Below are 22,110 nucleotides of genomic sequence, written 5' to 3'. Positions count from 1 at the left end.
GGCCATATGAGGCCTATTGACAAGTAAGTCACAAAAGGCCATATGTGACCGACTACGGTAGGTTATCCAGCTTAATCGGCATCTCACGGCCTTTAGGGAAACAATGACGACGTCTCAACAAATCGAACAGGAAATCGGGCTACGTCTCGCGCGTCTGCGCCTCGCGCGCAACGTAACCCAAATTGACCTCGCCGAGAAGGCGGGCATCGGAGTACGCACCCTGCGTCGCTTTGAGGCTGGGGACCCTTCCACCCTGGACACCTTTCTTCGCGTCGCCGCTGCGCTCGATTTGGAACAGGCGGTGCTGTCTGTGTTACCAGAGGGAGATATCAGGCCAATTGAACGCGTCTCACAGAAGGGGAAGGAGCGCAGGAGAGCGAGTCCTGCATCGGAACAACCCCCAAAAACATCATGGACCTGGGGGGATGACGTAGATGACTGACGCGAGCGTAGTATTGTGGGGTCGGCGCATCGGTGCCGTAAGCTGGGATGAAGCGCGCGCACTCGGCATCTTTCAATACGATCCGGCCTTTGTGGGCGCAGGTATTGAGGTCGCGCCTTTGAAGATGCCAGTACGGGATGCACCCTACGAGTTTCCCGCCCTTCCAAAGGAAACGTTCAAAGGGTTACCTGGAACGTTGGCTGACGCATTGCCGGACAAGTTCGGCAACCGGTTGATTGATGCATGGCTTGCGGAAACGGGGCGAAGCGCGGGCCGGTTCAGTCCAGTGGATCGGCTTTGCTACATCGGCAACCGCGGAATCGGGGCATTGGAGTTCGAGCCAACGGTCCGTAAGGCGACCCGGTCCAAAAGGCTGGAAGTGGGCCAGTTGGTGGATCTGGCTAACAGGGTCTTAAGCGAGCGCGAGAACCTTACTGGCAGGCTCGGAGGCGAGGACGACGCAGAGGCGCTCGAGGATATTTTAAGTGTCGGAACTTCGGCGGGGGGCGCGCGCGCGAAGGCGGTGCTTGCCTGGAACCGAGACACCGGTGAGTTCAGGTCAGGGCAAGTCAAAGTCGACGAGGGATATGAGCACTGGCTCTTGAAGTTCGACGGCGTATCCAACAATCGAGATAAAGAGCTTGCCGATCCACAAGGCTTCGGAAAGATCGAGTACGCATATTACCTGATGGCGACGGCGGCGGGCATCGACATGTCGGAATGCAGGCTTCACCACGAAGGCGGACGAAGCCATTTCATGACACGTCGGTTCGACAGGGACGAACGGGGGCGAAAGGTCCACATGCAATCGCTCGGTGCGATGCAGCATTTCGACTTCAATGACCCGGCCTCTTATTCCTACGAGCAGGCCATCATGACGATCAGGGATCTTGGGCTCGGAATGGATGTGGTGGAGCAGCAATACAAGCGCGCTGTCTTTAACGTTGTCGCTCGGAACCAGGATGACCACGTCAAGAATATCTCTTTCCTCATGGACAGGTCCGGAGCTTGGCGCCTGTCTCCCGCGTACGACGTGGCCTATTCCTATAATCCTTCTGGATCCTGGACACGCGACCACCAAATGAGCATGGGTGGGAAGCGGAACGATTTTGCGCATGACGATCTCATGAGATTTGCGTCAAATGTGGGGCTTAAGTCCAACAAGGCGAACCAGGCCATTGAGAACATCGTGGGCGCGGTCGCTAGGTGGCAAGAGTTCGCTGAGCAGGCAGGTGTTGAGCATTATGATGTGAGCCGCATCGAAAAGACCTTTCGCATGAATTTGCTTATCAAATAGCGCAAGATTGCCTGCTATCGTGACCGGAGAAGACAAATAGGTTTGGGCTTATATGTGATACTAAGAAATTATACTTTAAATAGATAATATCATGAAATCAAACGGGCGACCCCGGGTCGAAGAAGATCTTCCCAGTCGACCAGAGCTCATACGGCGTATTGTGGAGGCGTGGGCGGAGACAGGGGTGGCCAGTAGAGGTGGTCCAAATTGTCAGCGCTGACATGAGCACTCAGGTTGGTTCTGTCGCAAATTTTGTTGAAGTTTGAGTGCGGGGATTGGCTGGACACAATTATGCTGCGAGCGCCGCAAACTGCTGAAATGCGGTAAGGCCGTTGGCATGGATCTGCCCCTTTCGGATCATATGCGCGGTCTCGATCCCAGCCAGTGTCGCCTCGGCAGAATGGAAGGCCTTGAAGCCAAGCATCGGGCCCGTGATCCGCTTTACGAAGCGATGATCTTGTTCGATGATGTTGTTGAGGTATTTGACCTGCTGTATCTTGATGGTGTTGCATGAGCCCGTGAACTTCAGGATCACATTGACGCTTTGCAGACCCGCCAGATTAGCGCCGCTTTTGTCGATGACAACACGGTCAGGCACGCCGTTCGTGCCAATCGCGCGCTTGAAAAACCGACGGGCCGCAGCCTTGTCGCGACGCTCAGACAACATGAAATCAAGGGTTTTTCCCGTGTTGTCGACCGCCCGGTAATAGTAGGTCCATTTGCCTTTAACCTTGATGTAGGTTTCGTCCATGCGCCAAGATTCGGCGGTTGGTTTCTTGCGGGACTGCGCTTGTGCCGCCAACAGCGGCGCAAACTTAACCACCCAACGGTTCAGCGTCCCATGGTCAACATCAACGCCACGCTCCTCCATGATCTCCTCGAGATCGCGATAGGAACCAGGGTAGCGCAGATAGAAGAACACGGCGTACAAGATCGCTTCCTTTGGGAAATGTACGCCCTTGAAGTCAACCATCGCTCCGCCCCTCTCGTCCGCCACCTCTGCCGCAAAATTACTGCCGCGTCACGTGACCCGGCGAAAGTCAAAAAAGTTTGCGACAGAACCGCACGATTGATATCGCGGCAACTGTCCTGGGGAGGGCGGGTTTGCAGTCTTGTTTCGGGATGCAGGGTCGAAATCTTTTTGGTGAACCGGGCGATGAAGATATACTGATCGACGATTACGGGATGATCGTACTCGAGGAACCTGATGCGAAAGTCGGTTTGGTCAGTTTGGTGACACCTCGTTGGCGACTGTCCGTTTTCGAGGAAGGCGACTGGGGTCAACTGTTCGATCTCGAAAACGATCCTCTGGAGCTCAACAACCTATGGAAAGACTCTGCGGCTTCGACGGTTAGAGAACATCTGACACACCGGCTGCTTCAAAAGATGGTCTCGTTGCGAGACAGGAGGCTTTCGCCCACGGCCTTGGCCTGAATCAGCGATACGACACCGCGAATAGAGGCTACATTCGTGGATAAGGTATTCGTGTTAATAGTGTTTTTTTGTTTGCATCGCATGATGAACTGATGCTCGATCTTCCGAAGGACTAAATTCGGAAATGAGGTTCTACGCCGGCAGAAAGTGGGGGAAACCGATCTCAGCCTCGAGTTACTCCTCCTTTTGAATAGAGATTGCAAAGACGCCGCGTTATCCATTTTTTCTATCACGAATATCGATCGTTGTCGCTAGCGAATAGACCGCTTCAAATTATAGGTGTCACCTACAAATATTTGCGAAGCATGGTGAAAGATGACCAAAGTTTATGATGCGGCCAAGCATGCACTGGACGGCCTGCTACACGATGGCATGCTGATTGCGGCTGGGGGCTTCGGCCTGTGTGGCATCCCCGAGTTACTGCTGGACGCGATAAAACAGGCAGGCACCAAGGATCTGACCTTTGCGTCGAACAACGCAGGTGTGGACGATTTCGGTATCGGCATCCTGCTTCAGACCAAGCAGGTCAAAAAGATGATCTCGTCCTATGTAGGTGAGAACGCGGAATTTATGCGTCAGTACCTGTCGGGCGAGCTGGAGCTGGAATTCAACCCCCAAGGCACGCTGGCCGAACGTATGCGCGCTGGCGGCGCTGGCATTCCGGGTTTCTACACCAAGACTGGTGTAGGCACCGTGATCGCCGAAGGCAAAGAGCACAAAGAATTCAACGGTCAGACCTATATCCTCGAAGAGGGTATCTTCGCGGATTTGGCGATCGTGAAAGCGTGGAAAGCCGATGAAACTGGCAACCTCGTGTTCCGCAAGACCGCCCGCAACTTCAACGTGCCTGCCGCAACCTGCGGTAAGATCTGCGTTGTTGAGGTGGAAGAAATCTTGCCGGCAGGGTCGCTGGACCCCGATCACATCCACCTGCCGGGGATCTATGTGCACCGGATCATCAAAGGCGAGCACGAAAAGCGCATCGAACAGCGCACCGTCCGCAAGCGGGAGAACGCATAATGGCTTGGGATCGTCACCAAATGGCGGCCCGCGCCGCGCAAGAACTGCAAGACGGTTGGTATGTGAACCTTGGCATCGGTATTCCGACGCTGGTGTCGAACTACATCCCCGAGGGGATCACGGTGACGCTTCAGTCGGAAAACGGCATGCTGGGCATGGGCCCGTTCCCCTATGAGGGCGACGAGGACGCAGACCTGATCAACGCAGGCAAGCAGACCATCACCGAACTGCCCCACTCGGCCTATTTCGACAGCGCGCTATCCTTTGCGATGATCCGTGGCGGCAAGATCGCCATGGCGATCTTGGGCGCGATGGAAGTGGCCGAAAACGGTGACCTGGCGAATTGGATGATCCCGGGCAAGCTGGTCAAAGGCATGGGCGGCGCAATGGATCTGGTGGCCGGTGTTGGCCGCGTGGTCGTTGTGATGGATCACACCAACAAGCATGGTAAGTCCAAGGTTCTGAAGGCATGCACCCTGCCGCTGACTGGTCAGGCTGTGGTTGACCGCATCATCACCAACTTGGGTGTGATGGACGTGGTTGAAGGCGGTCTGAAGCTGGTAGAACTGGCTGATGGTGTGACCGAGGAAGAGTTCCGCACCGCGACCGAGGCGACGATAATCTGAGGTTTGATCGAGCTATAGCTGCGCGTTGCCTGACAAGAGAGCAGCGCCCTGATGCCGATTAATAGTCGACCGCAAAGTGAGAAGGAGAAAAGCGCAATGAAGGTACTGGTACCTGTCAAGCGCGTGATCGACTACAACGTCAAAGCCAAGGTGAAGGCTGACGGTTCGGGTGTTGATCTCGCCAACGTAAAGTTGTCGATGAACCCATTCGACGAAATCGCCGTCGAGGAGGCAATCCGCTTGAAAGAAGCCGGTGTCGCGACCGAAATCGTCGCCGTGTCGATCGGTGTGAAGCAAGCACAGGAAACGCTGCGCACCGCACTGGCCATGGGCGCGGACCGCGCCATTTTGGTTGTTGCCGCAGATGACGTGCACACCGACATCGAGCCGCTGGCCGTCGCCAAGATCCTCAAAGCGATCATTGAGGAAGAGAAGCCGCAAATCGTCATGGTCGGCAAGCAGGCCATCGACAACGACATGAACGCAACTGGTCAGATGCTGGCGGCGTTGCTGGGTTGGAGCCAAGCGACCTTTGCCTCCGAAGTCAAAGTCGAAGACGAAAACGCCATCGTCACCCGCGAGGTCGACGGTGGGTTGCAGACGATCAGCGTGAAACTGCCCACGATTATCACCACCGACCTACGCCTGAACGAGCCGCGCTATGCGTCGCTGCCGAACATCATGAAGGCAAAGAAAAAGCCGCTGGATGAGAAGACCGCCAATGACTATGGCGTCGATGTCTCTCCGCGTCTGGAAATCGTCAAGACGTCCGAGCCCGAGGCGCGCAGCGCCGGTGAGATGGTGCCCGATGTCGATACGCTTGTGGCGAAACTCAAAGAGAAGGGGATCGTGTAATGGCCGTTCTTCTGCTTGCTGAAATCGACGGCGGTGAACTGGCGCAGGACGCCACCGCCAAGGCCATTTCCGGTGCAAAAGCCCTGGGCGATGTGACGGTTCTGGCCGTTGGTGCATCCGCCAAGGCTGCCGCCGAAGCCGCCGCCAAGATCGACGGTGTCGCAAAAGTGCTGGTCGCCGAGGACGCGCTTTACGGTCACCGCCTGGCGGAACCCGTTGCGGTGCTGATCGTGTCGCTGGCTGGTGATTATTCGCATATCGTGGCCCCCGCCACGACCGATGCGAAGAACATCATGCCCCGCGTCGCAGCCCTGCTGGACGTCATGGTCCTGACCGATGTGACCGCCGTTGTCGACGCCGACACATTCGAGCGTCCGATCTATGCCGGTAACGCGATCCAGACCGTGAAGTCGAAAGACGCCACCAAGGTCATCACCTTCCGGACCTCGACCTTCGGCGCCGCGGGCGAAGGTGGCTCGGCTGCTGTTGCGGATGTGGCTGCGGCGGCCAATCCGGGCCTGTCCGAATGGGTCGAGGATGCGATGGCTGCAAGCGATCGCCCCGAGCTGACCTCAGCCGGTGTGGTTGTCTCTGGTGGTCGCGGTGTTGGTTCGAAGGTAGACTTCGCCATCATCGAGACGCTGGCCGACAAGCTGGGAGCCGCTGTCGGTGCCTCCCGAGCTGCTGTCGACTCCGGCTATGCGCCGAACGACTGGCAGGTTGGCCAGACCGGTAAGGTCGTCGCGCCCGAGCTTTACGTGGCCATCGGCATCTCGGGTGCGATCCAGCACCTTGCAGGGATGAAGGACTCCAAGGTCATCGTCGCGATCAACAAGGACGAAGAGGCCCCGATCCTCCAGGTCGCCGATTACGGCCTTGTCGCAGATCTGTTCACAGCCGTGCCCGAACTGATCGAGAAACTCTAAGAACGTCAACTCGAATGGGGGGTATCCCCTTGACATACGGTAGGCGAAATCCTATCTATAGTGCATGAAACAAACAAATGTACGCCAGTTCTTCCAGCAGTTCCCAACCGATGAGGCTTGCCTAGAGCACCTTTTCAACGTGCGTTTCGGTCAGGGTCACACCTGCCCCAAGTGTGAGCGTGACGCCAAGTGGTATCGCTTGCATTCTGAGCAAGCCTATTCCTGCCAGTGGTGCGGTCACCACATCCACCCAATGGTGGGCAGCATCTTTGAAAAGAGCCGCACACCATTGCAGCTTTGGTTCTACGCGATATTTCTGTTCACCACGTCCAAGCATGGCGTGAGTGGCAAAGAATTGGAGCGCCAGTTGGGCGTGACGTACAAGACCGCATGGCGCATGGCTAAGCTGATCCGTGAGCATATGGCTTATGTAGATGGAGAAGCCCCTCTGGGTGGCGCAGGCGAGGTTGTAGAGGTCGATGAGACCTTTGTAGGCGGCAAGACGACTGGCATGGATTGGCGCAAGCGCAAGACCGTCGTGATGGGTATGATGGAGCGGGGCGGTGACGTTATGCTCAAAGTGGTTGAAGATCAGACACGAGGCTCCTTGATGCCCCATATCAACGATAACGTGGCGCACGGCACCGAAATTCACACAGATGAGTTGAAGGCCTACAAAAAGGCCGTGAACGTCAAGCATTATAGCCACAAGACAGTTAACCACTCCAAGGACGAGTATGTCGGGCCAGATGGTGAGACTACCAACTCAATCGAGAATTTCTTTGGTCATCTGAAGCGGTCGTTGAAGGGTACGCACAACAACGTGTCTCCCAAGTACCTTGAGGCCTACGTCAAGGAATTCGAGTACCGCTTCAATCGTCGGACGACCCCTGATGTGATGCTGGGCGAGTTGCTTTCTCGCTTCCCTGAGTTGGACGCTTGATCAGCGCATCCAGCTTGTCGAGATCGCCATCTGGATCGGCCTCATGTTCTTTGATGAATTCTTCAATCTTGCCCTTTCGGGCCTTTTTAAGGTTTGTCATTTTCTTCAATCCTGCGCACTTTTCTCTCAAGTTCGTCTAGTCTATTGAGAGTGTTGAGAAAGCCTTCATTGGCCTGCTTGCAAGCTTGTAGCTGCTCGACTGCTTCAGCAAATTCTCTATTTCTCGACTCTAAGTCCATCCTGAAAAGTGCCGCATCGGTTGCAGCATCATCAGCGCGCTTGAGCATATGTTCAGGCATTCTATTATCGAGAAGGTCTTTCATTTCTGTTTTGTAGTCTTGGACAATGCCTTTAATTTCAGCCCGAAACTCAGACTGAATTTTTCTTGAACTTGTTTCTATCTCCAGTTCTTTCCCGCGCTCTTTCGTTATGGTCGCCCTCACGGCAGACCATATCAAGTAGATCGTAATACCCAAAAGGATTATTTCGCCCAACGGGTGATCAAAGAAGTGCTTAACTGCGGCCCACCATTGGTCGAAGATTAACATGAGCGAGTCGCTCTGTTCGACCAAGCCACGGCCCACGACATCCCAAGCAAACGCCCCAGATAGCCCGCCGAAGAACCACCGGAATGGATGTAGCCATAGCGATAGCATAATGATCTTAAAAGCTTGCATACTCCAATCATCTCACGATTCCTCGCGTGGAGTCGAGCGATAACGTATGCTGAGGGGATACACCCCACTCGAATTTACATAAGAAGTCTTATGCGTTTTTTGGCCAACCCAGGGTGGATTCACAAACGAAGTGCAAATTCTGTACGAATACAGAGAGTTGCATGGAGTATAAAGAATGGGAACCCACTACTGTCACCTGAAGCTGGACGAACGTCGCAAGCTTGCAAAGTGGCTTGAAGCCAAAATGCCGATTTCAGAGATCGCGGATCGACTGGGTCGCGACCCCTCCACGATCTACCGAGACATTAAGCGTAATCGGTACACGGACGGCGAACTGCCTGAGCTAAACGGGTATCACGCGCTCGTCGCTCAGGACAAATATGAGCAGCGCCGCGCGATCCATCGCAAGATGATCATTCACCCTGATTTGAAAGCCGCCATCGAAGACCGCTTGAAGGCTGGCTGGTCGCCCGAACAGATAGCCGGCAGGATGCGGCTCGAACGGCACCCGATCCGCGTGAGCCACGAGACGATCTATCGCTTTGCCTATTCCAAAGACGGTCGCGAGGAACAGTTCTACCGCCATCTCCCTGAGCATCGCCGCCGCCGTCGGCCGCGTGGTTACCGCAGGCACAACAGAGCCCACATATTCGACATTCAAAGCCTGTCACACAGGCCTGAGCGTGTCTCAGAACGCTTAGAATTCGGCCATTGATGGTGTGGATGCCCCACCCCTGAAGCGGCATCAAAGTGTGCCATAACGGTGATGTTGAAAGCACCAAATTGGAGGAGGCATCCAGGTTCTGTCGCAAACTTTTTTGACTTTCGCCGGGTCACGTGACGCGGCAGTAATTTTGCGGCAGAGGTGGCGGACGAGAGGGGCGGAGCGATGGTTGACTTCAAGGGCGTACATTTCCCAAAGGAAGCGATCTTGTACGCCGTGTTCTTCTATCTGCGCTACCCTGGTTCCTATCGCGATCTCGAGGAGATCATGGAGGAGCGTGGCGTTGATGTTGACCATGGGACGCTGAACCGTTGGGTGGTTAAGTTTGCGCCGCTGTTGGCGGCACAAGCGCAGTCCCGCAAGAAACCAACCGCCGAATCTTGGCGCATGGACGAAACCTACATCAAGGTTAAAGGCAAATGGACCTACTATTACCGGGCGGTCGACAACACGGGAAAAACCCTTGATTTCATGTTGTCTGAGCGTCGCGACAAGGCTGCGGCCCGTCGGTTTTTCAAGCGCGCGATTGGCACGAACGGCGTGCCTGACCGTGTTGTCATCGACAAAAGCGGCGCTAATCTGGCGGGTCTGCAAAGCGTCAATGTGATCCTGAAGTTCACGGGCTCATGCAACACCATCAAGATACAGCAGGTCAAATACCTCAACAACATCATCGAACAAGATCATCGCTTCGTAAAGCGGATCACGGGCCCGATGCTTGGCTTCAAGGCCTTCCATTCTGCCGAGGCGACACTGGCTGGGATCGAGACCGCGCATATGATCCGAAAGGGGCAGATCCATGCCAACGGCCTTACCGCATTTCAGCAGTTTGCGGCGCTCGCAGCATAATTGTGTCCAGCCAATCCCCGCACTCAAACTTCAACAAAATTTGCGACAGAACCCTCGAGATCACCCTCTTTCAGCCATTCCGAGATTTCGAAGGTTTGCCAGAACCGCACCGGGCAAAGGTTTTTGATCGGGTAGAACGCAAGTTTGACCTGATGCAAGACCTTGGCACAGACCTTGTTCTTATCTGTTCGAGCTGCCACCCGGAGGCTCTTGGTGGCATCGACCGGTCTGCGGCGGACTTCAACGAGCTCGGCGACAGGGCGGCCAAGCGCGGCCTGCGGGTCGGCTATGAGGCGCTGGCGTGGGGGCGGCACGTCAATGACCACCGGGACGCATGGGAAATTGTGCGCCGCGCCGATCACGGCTCGGTTGGCCTGATCCTCGACAGTTTTCACACGCTGGCGCGCAGGATTGATCCGGAAACCATTCGCCGCATTCCCGGCGACAAGATCTTCTTTGTACAACTCGCCGATGCGCCGGCAATTGACATGGACCTGCTCTATTGGTCGCGCCACTTTCGCAATATGCCGGGGGAAGGTGATCTGGATGTAACCGGCTTCATGAAGGCGGTCATGGCCACCGGGTATACGGGGCCAATTTCACTGGAGATCTTCAACGATCAGTTCCGCGGCGGCCACCCCAAGACCATCGCAAAGGACGGCTATCGATCGTTAGTCGCTTTGATGGACGACGTGCGGCGTGAAGAACCAGCGACGACGCCGACAACTCCCGCTCTGCCAAAACGCTCGAAGGTCGAAGGGGTGTCCTTCGTCGAGTTCGCCGCCCGGGGCGCAGAAGCCGATACCCTGGAGCGATTGCTCGAAACGCTCGGCTTCACTCTCTCCGGCACCCATATCGCCAAAAAGCTGTCCCTTTGGACCCAAGGCGATATACGGATCGTGGTGAACCGGGAGACCACCGGCTATGCCAGCAGCGCCTATACGACCCACGGCACAACCGTCTGCGACATCGGCATTTCTGTCGATGCGGCGACTGAGACCGTAAGCCGTGCCAAGGCGCTTGGTGCCGCGCCCTTTCATCAGCCGATTGGCCCCGGTGAGTTGGATATACCGGCCATTCGCGGGCTAAGCGGCAGTGTCTTGCATTTCATCGACCAAACCAGCGGACTGAATGATGTCTGGTCGGTCGAGTTCAACCAGACCGACGCCGAGCAGACACATGCGGGCCTGACAAGCATCGATCACATTGCCCAGACCATGAGCTATGACGAAATGCTCAGTTGGTCTTTGTTTTATACCACGCTGTTCGACATGGAAAAATCTCCGATGGTCGATGTGGTAGACCCCGACGGGCTGGTGCGCAGCCAAGCTTTGGAAACTCGAGATGGCGCGTTTCGCATCACGCTTAATGGCGCAGAAACTCATCGCACCATGGCAGGCAACTTCCTTGCCGATAGCTTTGGCGCCTCCGTGCAGCACATCGCACTGGCGAGCGAAGACATTTTTGCCACCAGCAGCGCGATGCGGGCCAAAGGATTCGAGCCACTGCCAATATCGGACAACTATTACGCCGACCTCGTCGCGCGGTTCGATCTGGATGCCGACATGCTCAGCGCCCTGAAGGCAGGGAACATACTCTATGATGAGGATGCAAAAGGGGCGTTCTTTCAGTTCTACTCGCGTCCTTATGCAGGGGGCATGTTCTTTGAAATCGTCGAGCGTCGTGGCGGATACGCGGGCTACGGCGCCCCCAATGCCCCCTTTAGAATTGCCGCTCAGAAACGCCTGATGCGCCCGAAAGGAATGCCAAAGATATGACCGACAAACATGACGCTGGAATGAAGGTGCGCCGCGCGGTGCTGGGAGATGCCCATGTGGACCGTGCTCTGGCGGCCGGGACGGAGTTTGACAGCGCCTTTCAGACACTGATTACCGAAGCGGCCTGGGGGACGGTCTGGGCTTCTGATGCGATCACGCGGCGAGAGCGGTCCATGATCACACTTGCGCTCTTGGCCGCGACCAAGAACTTCGCCGAAATCCCGATGCATATCCGCGCGACCGCCAATACCGGCGCCACGCGACAGGACGTGATCGAGGTGTTCCAGCATGTCGCTATCTACGCCGGAGTGCCCACCGCGAACCACGCGATCGCGCTGGCTAAACAGACCTATGCGGAAATGGAGGAGGAACAATCATGAGTAATGGGGACCTCATCCAACGTGACCGCTTGTGGCATCCGCCTGCCCTTACGCCCGATTACAAAACCAGTGTCGCGCGCTCGCCGCGCCATGCGCTTTTGTCGCTGCAAAACTCGGACAGCGAGCTAACCGGACCGACCTTTGGGCAGAACGACATTGCAGAAATCGACAATGATCTAATCCTGAACTACGCCAAAACAGGAGACCCTATTGGGGAGCGCATTATCGTGCATGGCCGCGTTCTGGACGAAAACGCGCGACCGGTTCCGAACACCCTTGTCGAGATCTGGCAGGCGAACGCAGGCGGCCGCTATCGGCACAAGAAAGATAGTTATCTCGCACCGATTGACCCGAACTTTGGCGGGTGCGGTCGCACGCTGACCGATGACAATGGAAACTATGTCTTCCGCACCGTCAAACCCGGCGCCTACCCATGGCGGAACTGGGTCAACAATTGGCGGCCGGCCCATATCCATTTCTCAGTATTCGGGACCGCTTTCGCGCAGCGCCTGATCACCCAAATGTACTTTGAGGGCGACCCTCTCATCGCCAAATGCCCGATTGTGCAATCCATTCCGGAACAACGCGCCGTTGATCAGCTTGTCGCCGCATTGGATCTAAACGCCTCCCTGCCGCTCGATAGCATTGCCTATAAATTCGACATCGTGCTTCGGGGACGCCGCTCGACCTTCTTCGAAAACCGGCCAGAAGGAAACTAATCTTGGTGCAAGCACTCGACTACCTCAAAGAAACCGCATCTCAGACGGCTGGGCCCTATGTTCACATCGGGCTCGTTCCCGGCGACGCCGGCTTCGATATCTACGACCACGAACTGGGGCGGGACATTGCTGGCCCGAAGGCTGCAGGCACACGTATCACCGTCACCGGGACGGTAACCGACGGCACCGGCGCGCCGGTTAAGGACATTTTGATTGAGGTCTGGCAGGCAAATGCTGCAGGCATCTATCCCGGAAAGGGCAAGGTTGAAGACGGCTTTCGCGGTTGGGGGAGGGTCACGCCCGATTTCGAGACCGGGGTATTCAGCTTTGAGACCGTGAAGCCCGGCAAGGTGACGGGGCCCGATGCCCGGCCAATGGCTCCGCACCTCAATCTCTGGCTGGTAGCGCGTGGCATCAATGTCGGGCTCAACACGAGAATGTACTTCGGTGACGAGGACGAGGCCAACGCGGCTGACCCAGTCCTCACCCTGATTGAGCAGCCCCTACGTCGTGAGACGCTGATCGCGCGCGCCGATGGCAATACCTATCACTTCGACATTCGCCTACAGGGCGAGGGCGAAACCGTATTCTTCGATCTATGAGGCCCCTATGACCAACCCGTGTATCATCTGCGTGGCACTCACCGGGTCCCTGCCGACGAAGGACAACAACCCGGCAGTGCCGATCACCATTTCCGAACAGATCGAAAGTGCTCAGGAGGCCTTTGAGGCGGGCGCCTCGATCGCCCATTGCCACGTGCGCGACGATCACGGTCGCCCCACCTCAGACCCGGACCGTTTTGCGCGACTGAAAGAAGGTCTGGAACAGCACTGCCCGGGCATGATCGTCCAACTTTCAACCGGGGGACGCTCTGGCGCGGGTAAGGAGCGCGGCGGTATGCTATCGTTGTCGCCGGACATGGCTTCGCTGTCAGTAGGGTCGAACAATTTTCCAACCCGCGTCTATGAAAACAGTCCCGACTTGGTCGACTGGCTGGCCTTGGAAATGATCGCCCATGATGTCAAACCCGAGATCGAAGCCTTTGACCTTGGTCATATCGTACAAGCCACCCGCATGGCCCAAGATGGTCGGTTGAAGGGGCCCCTTTATGTACAGTTTGTCATGGGTGTGAAAAATGCGATGCCTGCGGACGAGCCGATTTTTGACTTCTACATCGAAACACTCAAACGTCTGGCACCGGACGCCCAATGGTGCGCCGCCGGTATCGGCCCTGCACAGTTGACCATCAACGAATGGTCTATCGCCAAAGGCGGCCACACCCGGACCGGCCTGGAAGACAATGTCCGGCTGGACCGCGATAGGCTCGCGCCCTCCAACGCCGCATTGGTCAAGCGGGCCGTCGCACTTTGCAAGAAATACGAGCGACCTGTCGCGACTTGGCAAGAGGCGCGGGAGATATTGGGGCTGAAGACGAGAGAGAGTGCTGCGCCAAAGTCCGCCTCTGCCGCCACCCCATGATGTTCGCCACCCTCAACGGGATAACACACCACTATCGCTATCGGCCCGGAACCGGCGTGCCTGTGGTGTTTCTGAACTCACTTGGTACGGACTTCCGGATCTGGGACGAAGTCATTGACCGGCTGCCGTCACGAACGCCAGTGCTTTGCCTTGATAAGCGCGGCCATGGGCTGAGCGACGATGGGCCAATTACGATGGACCAGCTCATCGACGATGTTGCTGCCCTTGCTCTGCACCTTGACCTGCCTCCTGCCCTGATCTGTGGTGTATCCGTTGGCGGCCAAATCGCTCAAGGTTTTGCCGCTGCTTATCCGGGGCAGGTGAGCGCGCTCATGCTATGTTGCACCGGAGCCAAGATCGGTGACGCGGGAAGCTGGAATGCGCGCATTGAAATCGTTGGGAAGTCCGGTATCGCTGCGCTCTCGGACGCCATTCTTGAACGCTGGTTCAGCCCAAACTTTCACGCGACACGATCGGCAGAATGGGCAGGCTACCGCAATATGCTGGCCCGCACATCTGCTGCTGGCTATAGCGGCGTTTGCGCCGCAATCAGAGACAGTGACCTCACGACGCGAGCTGGGGCGATCACGGTGCCGACAGTTTGCATCGCCGGAAGTGAAGACCGCGCGACCCCGCCGGAACTCGTCAGGGCGTTGGCGCAGATCATACCGGACGCCTCCTATCGCCTCGTGCCCGGCTGTGGTCATCTACCCTGCATTGAAAACCCCAAGGTTGTCTCAGATTTGCTGGAAGACCTGATGGAAAAGATTTCATGACCTCCCCTTTCGAGCATCCCTGGTTGAGCGGGTTATTTGGCGACGCAGAGGCCACGGAGATTTGGGGCCCCACGCGGCAGATGACGCATATGATCGCCTTCGAGAGAGCCTATACGCAGGGGCTGTGCAAAGTCGGCACTATTTCTGAAGATACCGCGAAAGAAGTCGCGCGTACTTTCGACGATTTCCAACCCGATATGGAAGCACTTCGTTCTGCGACAGCGCGTGACGGGGTGGTTGTTCCCGAACTCGTCCGGCAGATCAGGGGGTCCGCGGGTTCTCATGGTGAAGCCATACATAGCGGCGCGACTTCGCAGGATGTGATTGATACCGCTTTGGTCCTGACTTTGAAGGACTACAGTAACCTTCTGAAGCGGCGCCTTTTGGAACTGACGGAAGCAATAGACGCTTTGTCGGCGCGGTTCGGGAGCCGGAGGATCATGGGGCGCACCCGGATGCAGGCGGCGATGCCCATTGCGGCACGAGAGCGGTTCGTAACATGGTCTCAGCCTTTAGACGACCATCGTCAGCGGCTCACGCAGACCAGGCCCCGCGTCGAGCGGCTTCAACTTGGGGGCGCAGCCGGAGATCGGGCAGCTTTGCCCCATGCTGAATCTCTCGGGGCTGAAGTGGCTTTACGGCTCGGTCTCGCGAACCCGCCAAAGGCATGGCATGCAATGCGCGACGCGGTGGTCGACTACGCTGGGCTGCTGTCGCTGATCAGCGGATCGCTTGGCAAAATGGGACAGGACATTTGCCTCATGGCACAACAAGGCGTCGACGAAATTGCGCTGCTGAATGCAGGCGGTTCGTCTGCGATGCCTCACAAACAGAACCCAATCCTAGCTGAATTGCTTGTAACGCTCGGCCGATTTAATGCCACTCAGGTTTCGGCCATGCACCAAGGCCTTATCCATGAGCAGGAACGCTCAGGCGCGGCTTGGGCGTTGGAATGGATGGTGCTCCCACAAATGGCCCAGACGACAGCGCGCGGCCTCTCAGCATCAATCGAAATCTGCAGAACCATTTCCCGTGTTGGTTCAAAGGACATCAAATGAATTCCCAAAATATTTATGTACTTAACGGCCCTAATCTCAACCTGTTGGGCACTCGGCAACCTGAGGTGTATGGATCGGAAACCCTGCAGGATGTTGAGACCCTCTGCCGGCGCGTCGCTGCTGAGAATGACTTTGCTATTCAGTTTCGCCAAAGTAATCATGAAGGTGAAGTCGTAGAGATGATTCATGAGGCAAGAACCGAGGCGGTGGGTATTGTCATCAACCCCGCCGCCTATACCCATACATCGATTGCAATCCGCGATGCTTTGGCGAGTTGCGATATGCCCATCTACGAAGTCCATATTTCTAACGTACATCGCCGGGAGGCCTTTCGGCATCACTCCTATGTATCGGGTTTGGCGACCGGCGTCATAGCGGGATTGGGGATCGAAGGCTATGCTGCTGCTGTTCGTGCAATCTCTTTATCGAGAGCAAAATTGATTAGGTGAACGAGCTTCTGGATCCCAGAATACGCAGCTATTGGCGGGCTACCTCGGCTCAATTGGCACTGCCGGTTTCTGGGCATAGCGCGTGCCTTCAAATAGCGTGCAGGGCGGCTGGTCCATCCACGATCATCATGGGGCAGCCGCGTGAACAGCGTTCGACGCGACTGTCGATGCCGTAAAGGCGGCGGATGAGATCGGGTGTTAAGACTTCGAGGGTCGGACCAAATGCAAGGGTGTAGCCTTCACCCAGTGCCATCGTCGAGGTGCAGCAACGCATCACCTGATTGAGGTCGTGCAGCGCTAGGATCATTACAGCGCCAGTTTCCTCGGCATAAAAGCGCAGCGATTCCAAAACTTCGTACTGACGATTTAAGTCAAGCGCCGATGTCGGCTCGTCCATGAGTACCACACTGGGACGGCTCACCAGTGTCTGTGCGATTGAAACTGCCTGACGCTGCCCCCCGGATAGTTCGGATAGCTGCTGGTCCGCGAGGTGAGTAATGTTAAAGCGGCGCACAGTCTCATCCACAGCGCTCATTTCCTCGGCATTTAATCGCCAGCCGCCATTGTGCTGTTTCAATGCCAGTATGATGGATTCATAGACTGTGAGGGCAGCGGTCATACCCGTATCTTGGGGCATGTAGCGTAAGTCCTCACTTTCGGCGCCTTCCAGCCGGACGGCACCAGTACCGCGCAGATGACCTGCAATGCGTCGGAACAGCGTCGATTTCCCTGCGGCGTTTGCCCCCACCAAAGCTGTCAATGCACCGCCTTGAAAGCGGGCAGTGACGTCGGTAAGGATTTGTCGCCGCCCATAGCGCGCCCCGATGTTGTCCAGTGCCAGACTTACCATGACTTGCGTCCTTTCGTCAGGATTAGGGCTGCAAAAAAAGGAACGCCTACAAGGGCCGTGATGATACCGATGGGCAGCACGGCACCCGGCAGGATCGCCTTGGAAAGAACCGACGTGGCCGACAGGATTACTGCCCCCGACAGCATCGCGCCAGGCAGGAAAAAGCGTTGATCCTCACCTAGCAACAGCCGCGCCACATGCGGTCCAACAATGCCGATAAAGCCGATAGTGCCGACAAAACTGACCGGCACTGCTGCAAGGATCGAGACCAGCACCAGCGCTTCAAGGCGCAGTCGTTTTACCGGCACGCCCATGGCGGCGGCGCGCACCTCGCCCAGCCGTATCGCCGTCAGCGCCCAGGCGCGGCGGGCAAACAGCGGCGTGCAAACTGCAAGGATGATCGCTGTGATCGCGACTTTTCCCCATGTGGCTTTGGTCAGGCTGCCCATGGTCCAGAAAACCACAGCCGACAGCGCTTGCTCGGAAGCAAAATATTGAAGTAGCGCCAGTGCCGCGTTGAAGGAAAACACCAACGCGATGCCCAGCAGGATGATGGTTTCTGTCGTCACACCCCGCAGTGTCGAAAGGCCGAAGATCAACATCGACGCGGCCATCGCCATCGCAAAGGCGTTGATTGGCACCATCAACGCCACAGCACCGGGAAACAGCGCCACGCCCAGCACCATCGCCAGCGCAGCTCCGAAGCTTGCCGCCGCCGATAGGCCCAAAGTAAACGGGCTGGCCAGCGGGTTAGCCAGAATTGTCTGCATTTGCGCACCGGCCAGCGAAAGGCTTGCCCCAACAGTCACTGCGAGCAGCGCCATAGGCATGCGGATGTCCCAGATCACAACGCGCATTTGCAAATCTGCCGCTTGGGGCGAAAGGATTGTTTGCAGCACATCCCACAGGGCATAGCGTGCAGGCCCCAATGACACGTCCACCGTCACCGACAGCACCAGCGCCACAGTCAACCCCGCAAGGATCACAATGCGGCGTGCCACGAGCCCGCGATAGCTTTGCCCGCTCGCGGTTTCAGGGGTGTGTAATTCTGCGGTCGTCATGGCGGCTCCAATAGCAATTGGCGGCCCTTAAAGGGCCGCCATGGTCAGATGCGTACAGGCTTAGTTGGTCGTGGTGTCGCTCAGTGAGACCCAATAACCCGGGCTGTAGTCCACTGGTAGAAAGCGTGTGTGCAGTTCTTTCAGCGTCACTTCGGGATCAAGATCGGGGAATAGTTCGGGGTGGAGCCACGTGGCCAGCCGCTGCACTGCAATAAAGCTGTAAGGCGAGTTGTAGAACTGGTGCCAGATGCCGTGAACCTGACCGTCTTTTACAGCCTTTATGCCTGTATATGCGGGGCGGTCCATTAAGGCGGTCAACTTGCGCTTGGCCTCAACCATGTCCGAGCCGGGCCCCATACCAATCCACGCTCCACCGGGCACATATGCCTCCCAGTTGCCGCCGGTAACGACAACCTGATCCGGATCCGACGCGATGACTTGCTCGGCGTTCACTGTGCCAAAGGTCCCGGGAATGAATTCGGACGCCATGTTGGTGCCTCCCGCCAGTTCCACGAAGCGACCAAAGTTGCCGTCCCCGAAGGACATGCAGCAATCTTCAGTATAGCCCCCGGCGCGTTCGACGAAGACCAGCGGGCGGTCAAAGTCCTTTTGATCTGCGATGACATCGGTGACGCGAGCAATCTCCTCACTATAGAAGGTGCCAAATTCCTCGGCTCTCTCTTCCTTGCCGAACAGTTGCCCGATGATCTGCATGGACTGCGACGTGTGCTCGAAAGGCTTTTCACGAAAGTCCACATAGACGATAGGGATGCCGACCTTGGCCAGCTTCTCCTCGTAGCCTGCCTCGTCGGTCGCAGCTTTGGATTCGAGGTTCATGATCATCACATCAGGGTTCAAAGACACAGCCTGTTCGATGTCGAACGATCCGTCTTTGAACCCGCCGAAGGTCGGGATATCCTTCATGTGTGGGAACTTCCGCGCGTAGATATCGTATGTCTCCGGCGAGGCTTCCTCGAAATCGTCGCGCCAGCCAACCACACGTTCGAATGGGTCTTCGCTGTCCAGAACGGCGGTGAAAAAGACCTGCCGACCTTCGCCCAAAATCACGCGTTCGACTGGTGCATCGACCGTGACCTCTCGACCCGCAATGTCAGTCAAAGTAATTGGGTCGGCTTGCGCAAGGCTGGCTGCGAGAAGGCTCAGCGCAGCGGCGCCAAAGTAGGGACGAAAGGTCATCGGATGCTCCTAATGAAGTGTCTCGGAGCCCGTCTAGGTTTCCCGACTGTTTTAGTCAACTACCAACTTGACAGTTTCAGTCATCTATATAGAAAGCGCCGATCAGACAGGGGACTGCCTCATGACAACCAGCAACAGAGACTTGCGCGATGATATCCGCGACTATTGGTCTGAGCGCGCCACTACCTTTGACGATGAACCTGGACACCGCATAGATGCTGACATGGCTGCATGGCAGGCCTTATTCCGGCGTCATCTGGGTGATGCCGACGGACGTGCGCTTCTTGATCTTGCATCTGGCACCGGAGAGATTGCGCGCTTGTGTCAGAGTTTGGGCTTTGCGGTGACTGGACTGGATTGGTCCGTGCCGATGTTGGACCGCGCACGCAGCAAAATGCCGGATGTGACCTTTCTGCAAGCCGATGCCGAACGCACAACGCTGCTATCGGCAAGCATGGACGTGATTGTCACCCGCCATTTGGTCTGGACGCTGGTCGATCCCAAAGCTGCCTTTGCCGAATGGTTTCGCGTATTAAAACCTGGCGGAACATTATTGATCGTGGATGGAGATTTCGTTTCGCAAAGCCTTTTAAGCCGGATCGCCAAACGATTATTGCGAAGCGGCACAAACAGGGCCGCCATTTCCCCTCAGGTCGTCCGTCACAATGAAATTCTGGCGCGAGTGCATTTCAGTGCAGGGGCACGGGCCGGTCTTGTGGCAGCAATGCTGAATGCCGCTGGATTCGATCGTGTAAGAATCAACACGGATCTCGCACAAATCCACCGCGCGCAGTCGGCCCAGCTTGGGTGGCGAAAATCGGTTTTGCGCCGCTTGGAACATCGATATGCGATCAGCGCGATCAAGCCGCAGGATATATGATCAATTCTTATGTGGTCCGCGGTTAGGTCCTTGACAACGGTCGAGTGCCGAAAAAGCGTCCTTTGCAATAACAACCACGACAAATTGCCGACTTCTAACTTAGCCAACAGTAACAAGCATTGAGATAATCGTCCTCCTAATTGGATCAAACATGACCCACCTTGATGCCAGAGTGATGTCGGGGGGGGGGACCGGTTACAGCATCGGTCCCTACTATCCGCGCAAACGGCGCTTAGTTCGGATATCGCTCACATCAAGCTCTTTTCGCTACAGTTTCAGTTTGAAGGCTCAGACCCGTTTCGAATGTCTGCATCGCTGATGTTACACCTTTTTCAGAAGGCCACGTGACGAGGAGGATCGCACTGCCCGTCACGAGATGTTCCCGCAAAACATTTGCCATCGTAGCGACAGTCGCTTCTAAATACCGTTGGCCTTGTTTGGTTACCTCAACACAAATATCCACCGAGCAGTCCGGCGGCATCCCTTGTTGCATCCACAGGTCGGACAGTCGGCTGGCTTGAGAGACCGACATATAAAGCGCTGTGGTGGTGCCGGGACCGGACAGGCGGATGCTGTCGGGCAATGGGTCTTCGGCCCTGCCGGTGCCTGTCGCCAGCACAAGGGTATTGGTGACACCCCGCTCTGTCAGGCTGCGGGTAAGCCCGGCTGCGGCAGCACAGGCGGCAGTCACACCGGGCACGATTTCGATTGGAATACCGGCGTCACGCGCGGCCTCCACTTCCTCGGCAGCGCGTCCAAACACCCCGGGATCTCCGGATTTCAACCGCACAACGCGACGCCCCTTCTTCGCCTCGGAGACGACCATGCTGTTGATCCGATCCTGCGGCCAGCGATGGGCGCCGACGTGTTTGCCGACGAACACGCGCTCAGCGTCACGGCGGGCCAATTCCAGAACCTCTGCATCGACCAACCTGTCGTAAAAGATTACATCCGCTTCCTGAAGCCTTTCGACCGCGCGCAGGGTCAACAGGTCGCGCGCGCCGGGGCCAGCGCCGACCAAGGTGATCTGGCCGATATTCTCCCCGGTGGTGCCGCCGCTGGCAATGGCAGCTTTAATGTCACGCGCGGCGTCGCGTTCGGCCCCTCGTACCCATTGTCTGCGTGGAGTCCCCTTGAAGACCCAAGCCCAAAAGGCGCGGCGCTGTGCCAAGGGAATATTGCCTGCGACACTGGGTCTGAGCCGCCCGGCAAAGGCAGCGAGGCCACCAATGTTCTGCGGCAGAAATCGCTCAATCTTGGTCTTAATCTCGCGCGTTAATACAGGTGCGGTGCCTTCGCTCCCGATCGCTACGACGATGGGGTCTCGGTCCACGATGGCGGGCGTGGTCATGTCGCAAAGGTCGGGCTGGTCGACCACATTCACCGGGCAGCGTGCCGCCTTGGCGAGCGCATGCGCCGCTGCATCCAGCGCGGGGCAGCCGGTGCCGACAAAGGCCATGACCGCGTCCTCAAACACCGCCCGCGATAGCTCTGAGATCTGCCCTGCCCGCCCGCTGTTCACCAGATCAGCCAGTTCCGCATCGAGCGCCGGGGCCACCAGAACCAGTTCAGCGTCGGTTTTCAGGAGCAATCGCGCCTTCTGTGCCGCCTGCTCTCCGCCGCCGACGATAACAACCCGGCGGCCCGTCGTACGGATGAACATTGGAAAAGATTTCATGGCAATCTCCTG

23 protein-coding genes and 2 pseudogenes are annotated in these 22,110 nt (G+C 56.9%); 19 read left to right on the top strand and 6 right to left on the bottom strand.

Annotation, left to right across the window (positions count from 1 at the left end; all coding sequences use genetic code 11):
* Positions 1-103: 103 nt before the first annotated feature.
* Together K3759_RS19180 and K3759_RS19175 are read left to right on the top strand one after the other, a co-directional pair.
* Entirely contained in the window at positions 104-442 is a 339-nt protein-coding gene (locus K3759_RS19180; RefSeq protein ID WP_259986582.1) for a helix-turn-helix domain-containing protein, read from the top strand.
* Entirely contained in the window at positions 435-1,739 is a 1,305-nt protein-coding gene (locus K3759_RS19175) for a type II toxin-antitoxin system HipA family toxin (protein WP_259986581.1), read from the top strand. Before K3759_RS19180 ends, K3759_RS19175 begins: the two co-directional genes overlap by 8 nt.
* A gap of 289 nt (positions 1,740-2,028) precedes the next feature.
* Here the strand turns inward: K3759_RS19175 and K3759_RS19170 are convergent, their stop codons facing one another.
* The gene (locus tag K3759_RS19170; RefSeq protein WP_259986572.1) at positions 2,029-2,712 is read right to left on the bottom strand and encodes an IS6 family transposase; all 684 of its coding nucleotides are present in this window, start codon (positions 2,710-2,712) and stop codon (positions 2,029-2,031) included.
* 77 nt (positions 2,713-2,789) lie between these two features.
* Between K3759_RS19170 and K3759_RS19165 the strand changes: the two genes are divergently transcribed.
* The 6 genes from K3759_RS19165 (at position 2,790) to K3759_RS19140 (ending at position 7,543) form a co-directional block, all read left to right on the top strand.
* Positions 2,790-3,173, top strand: a complete 384-nt coding sequence (locus K3759_RS19165; RefSeq protein ID WP_259986580.1) for a sulfatase/phosphatase domain-containing protein — start codon at positions 2,790-2,792, stop codon at positions 3,171-3,173.
* A gap of 315 nt (positions 3,174-3,488) precedes the next feature.
* Positions 3,489-4,193, top strand: coding sequence for a CoA transferase subunit A (locus K3759_RS19160; RefSeq protein WP_259986579.1), 705 nt, complete (start codon positions 3,489-3,491; stop codon positions 4,191-4,193).
* Positions 4,193-4,819 (top strand): 3-oxoacid CoA-transferase subunit B, encoded by a 627-nt coding sequence (locus K3759_RS19155; RefSeq protein WP_259986578.1) that lies wholly within the window; start codon positions 4,193-4,195, stop codon positions 4,817-4,819. Before K3759_RS19160 ends, K3759_RS19155 begins: the two co-directional genes overlap by 1 nt.
* A gap of 96 nt (positions 4,820-4,915) precedes the next feature.
* Positions 4,916-5,674: an electron transfer flavoprotein subunit beta/FixA family protein gene (locus K3759_RS19150; protein WP_259986577.1), complete on the top strand. Its 759-nt coding sequence runs from the start codon at positions 4,916-4,918 to the stop codon at positions 5,672-5,674.
* Complete coding sequence (locus tag K3759_RS19145) at positions 5,674-6,600, top strand: FAD-binding protein (protein WP_259986576.1); 927 nt, start codon at positions 5,674-5,676, stop codon at positions 6,598-6,600. Before K3759_RS19150 ends, K3759_RS19145 begins: the two co-directional genes overlap by 1 nt.
* A gap of 64 nt (positions 6,601-6,664) precedes the next feature.
* Positions 6,665-7,543, top strand: a complete 879-nt coding sequence (locus K3759_RS19140; RefSeq protein WP_259986575.1) for an IS1595 family transposase — start codon at positions 6,665-6,667, stop codon at positions 7,541-7,543.
* A gap of 86 nt (positions 7,544-7,629) precedes the next feature.
* On the opposite strand, the gene K3759_RS19135 is transcribed toward K3759_RS19140, so the two are convergent.
* Positions 7,630-8,220, bottom strand: a complete 591-nt coding sequence (locus K3759_RS19135) for a hypothetical protein (protein WP_259986574.1) — start codon at positions 8,218-8,220, stop codon at positions 7,630-7,632.
* 175 nt (positions 8,221-8,395) lie between these two features.
* Between K3759_RS19135 and K3759_RS19130 the strand changes: the two are divergent.
* From K3759_RS19130 to aroQ, 10 genes and pseudogenes are all read left to right on the top strand, one after another.
* A pseudogene (locus tag K3759_RS19130) lies at positions 8,396-8,932 on the top strand (IS30 family transposase); the annotation flags it as partial.
* Between the two features lie 177 nt (positions 8,933-9,109).
* Complete coding sequence (locus tag K3759_RS19125; RefSeq protein WP_259986572.1) at positions 9,110-9,793, top strand: IS6 family transposase; 684 nt, start codon at positions 9,110-9,112, stop codon at positions 9,791-9,793.
* A gap of 47 nt (positions 9,794-9,840) precedes the next feature.
* Positions 9,841-11,571: pseudogene (locus K3759_RS19120) on the top strand (bifunctional sugar phosphate isomerase/epimerase/4-hydroxyphenylpyruvate dioxygenase family protein); the annotation flags it as partial.
* A complete protein-coding gene (gene pcaC, locus K3759_RS19115) occupies positions 11,568-11,951 on the top strand; it encodes a 4-carboxymuconolactone decarboxylase (protein WP_259986570.1) in 384 nt (127 codons plus the stop codon). The pseudogene K3759_RS19120 and the gene pcaC, both read left to right, overlap by 4 nt.
* A complete protein-coding gene (pcaH, locus tag K3759_RS19110; protein WP_259986568.1) occupies positions 11,948-12,670 on the top strand; it encodes a protocatechuate 3,4-dioxygenase subunit beta in 723 nt (240 codons plus the stop codon). Before pcaC ends, pcaH begins: the two co-directional genes overlap by 4 nt.
* A gap of 2 nt (positions 12,671-12,672) precedes the next feature.
* On the top strand, positions 12,673-13,272 hold the full coding sequence (gene pcaG, locus K3759_RS19105) for a protocatechuate 3,4-dioxygenase subunit alpha (protein ID WP_259986567.1): 600 nt from the start codon (positions 12,673-12,675) through the stop codon (positions 13,270-13,272).
* Between the two features lie 7 nt (positions 13,273-13,279).
* Entirely contained in the window at positions 13,280-14,149 is an 870-nt protein-coding gene (locus K3759_RS19100; protein WP_259986566.1) for a 3-keto-5-aminohexanoate cleavage protein, read from the top strand.
* On the top strand, positions 14,146-14,925 hold the full coding sequence (gene pcaD / locus K3759_RS19095; RefSeq protein ID WP_259986565.1) for a 3-oxoadipate enol-lactonase: 780 nt from the start codon (positions 14,146-14,148) through the stop codon (positions 14,923-14,925). Before K3759_RS19100 ends, pcaD begins: the two co-directional genes overlap by 4 nt.
* Complete coding sequence (locus K3759_RS19090; protein WP_259986564.1) at positions 14,922-15,983, top strand: 3-carboxy-cis,cis-muconate cycloisomerase; 1,062 nt, start codon at positions 14,922-14,924, stop codon at positions 15,981-15,983. Before pcaD ends, K3759_RS19090 begins: the two co-directional genes overlap by 4 nt.
* Positions 15,980-16,432: a type II 3-dehydroquinate dehydratase gene (gene aroQ, locus K3759_RS19085; RefSeq protein WP_259986563.1), complete on the top strand. Its 453-nt coding sequence runs from the start codon at positions 15,980-15,982 to the stop codon at positions 16,430-16,432. Before K3759_RS19090 ends, aroQ begins: the two co-directional genes overlap by 4 nt.
* Positions 16,433-16,520: 88 nt before the next feature.
* Here aroQ and K3759_RS19080 read toward each other — a convergent pair whose 3' ends face one another.
* The 3 genes from K3759_RS19080 to K3759_RS19070 are packed head-to-tail and all read right to left on the bottom strand — an operon-like array spanning position 16,521 to position 19,540.
* Entirely contained in the window at positions 16,521-17,282 is a 762-nt protein-coding gene (locus K3759_RS19080) for an ABC transporter ATP-binding protein (RefSeq protein ID WP_259986562.1), read from the bottom strand.
* On the bottom strand, positions 17,276-18,343 hold the full coding sequence (locus K3759_RS19075) for an iron ABC transporter permease (RefSeq protein WP_259986561.1): 1,068 nt from the start codon (positions 18,341-18,343) through the stop codon (positions 17,276-17,278). The genes K3759_RS19080 and K3759_RS19075 overlap by 7 nt, the downstream gene beginning before the upstream one ends.
* A 60-nt stretch (positions 18,344-18,403) precedes the next feature.
* Complete coding sequence (locus K3759_RS19070) at positions 18,404-19,540, bottom strand: ABC transporter substrate-binding protein (RefSeq protein ID WP_259986560.1); 1,137 nt, start codon at positions 19,538-19,540, stop codon at positions 18,404-18,406.
* Positions 19,541-19,661: 121 nt separating this feature from the next.
* Here K3759_RS19070 and K3759_RS19065 point away from each other — a divergent pair, with 121 nt between their 5' ends.
* The gene (locus K3759_RS19065; RefSeq protein WP_259986558.1) at positions 19,662-20,420 is read left to right on the top strand and encodes a class I SAM-dependent methyltransferase; all 759 of its coding nucleotides are present in this window, start codon (positions 19,662-19,664) and stop codon (positions 20,418-20,420) included.
* A 253-nt stretch (positions 20,421-20,673) separates the two neighbouring features.
* On the opposite strand, the gene cysG is transcribed toward K3759_RS19065, so the two are convergent.
* Positions 20,674-22,098: a siroheme synthase CysG gene (gene cysG, locus K3759_RS19060; protein WP_259986556.1), complete on the bottom strand. Its 1,425-nt coding sequence runs from the start codon at positions 22,096-22,098 to the stop codon at positions 20,674-20,676.
* Between the last annotated feature and the right edge of the window lie 12 nt (positions 22,099-22,110).

The sequence above is a fragment of the Sulfitobacter sp. W027 genome (assembly GCF_025143985.1).
Lineage (GTDB): Bacteria > Pseudomonadota > Alphaproteobacteria > Rhodobacterales > Rhodobacteraceae > Sulfitobacter.
Note: the sequence above shows the minus strand (reverse complement) of the source record. Positions and strands in the feature narration are given on the sequence as shown.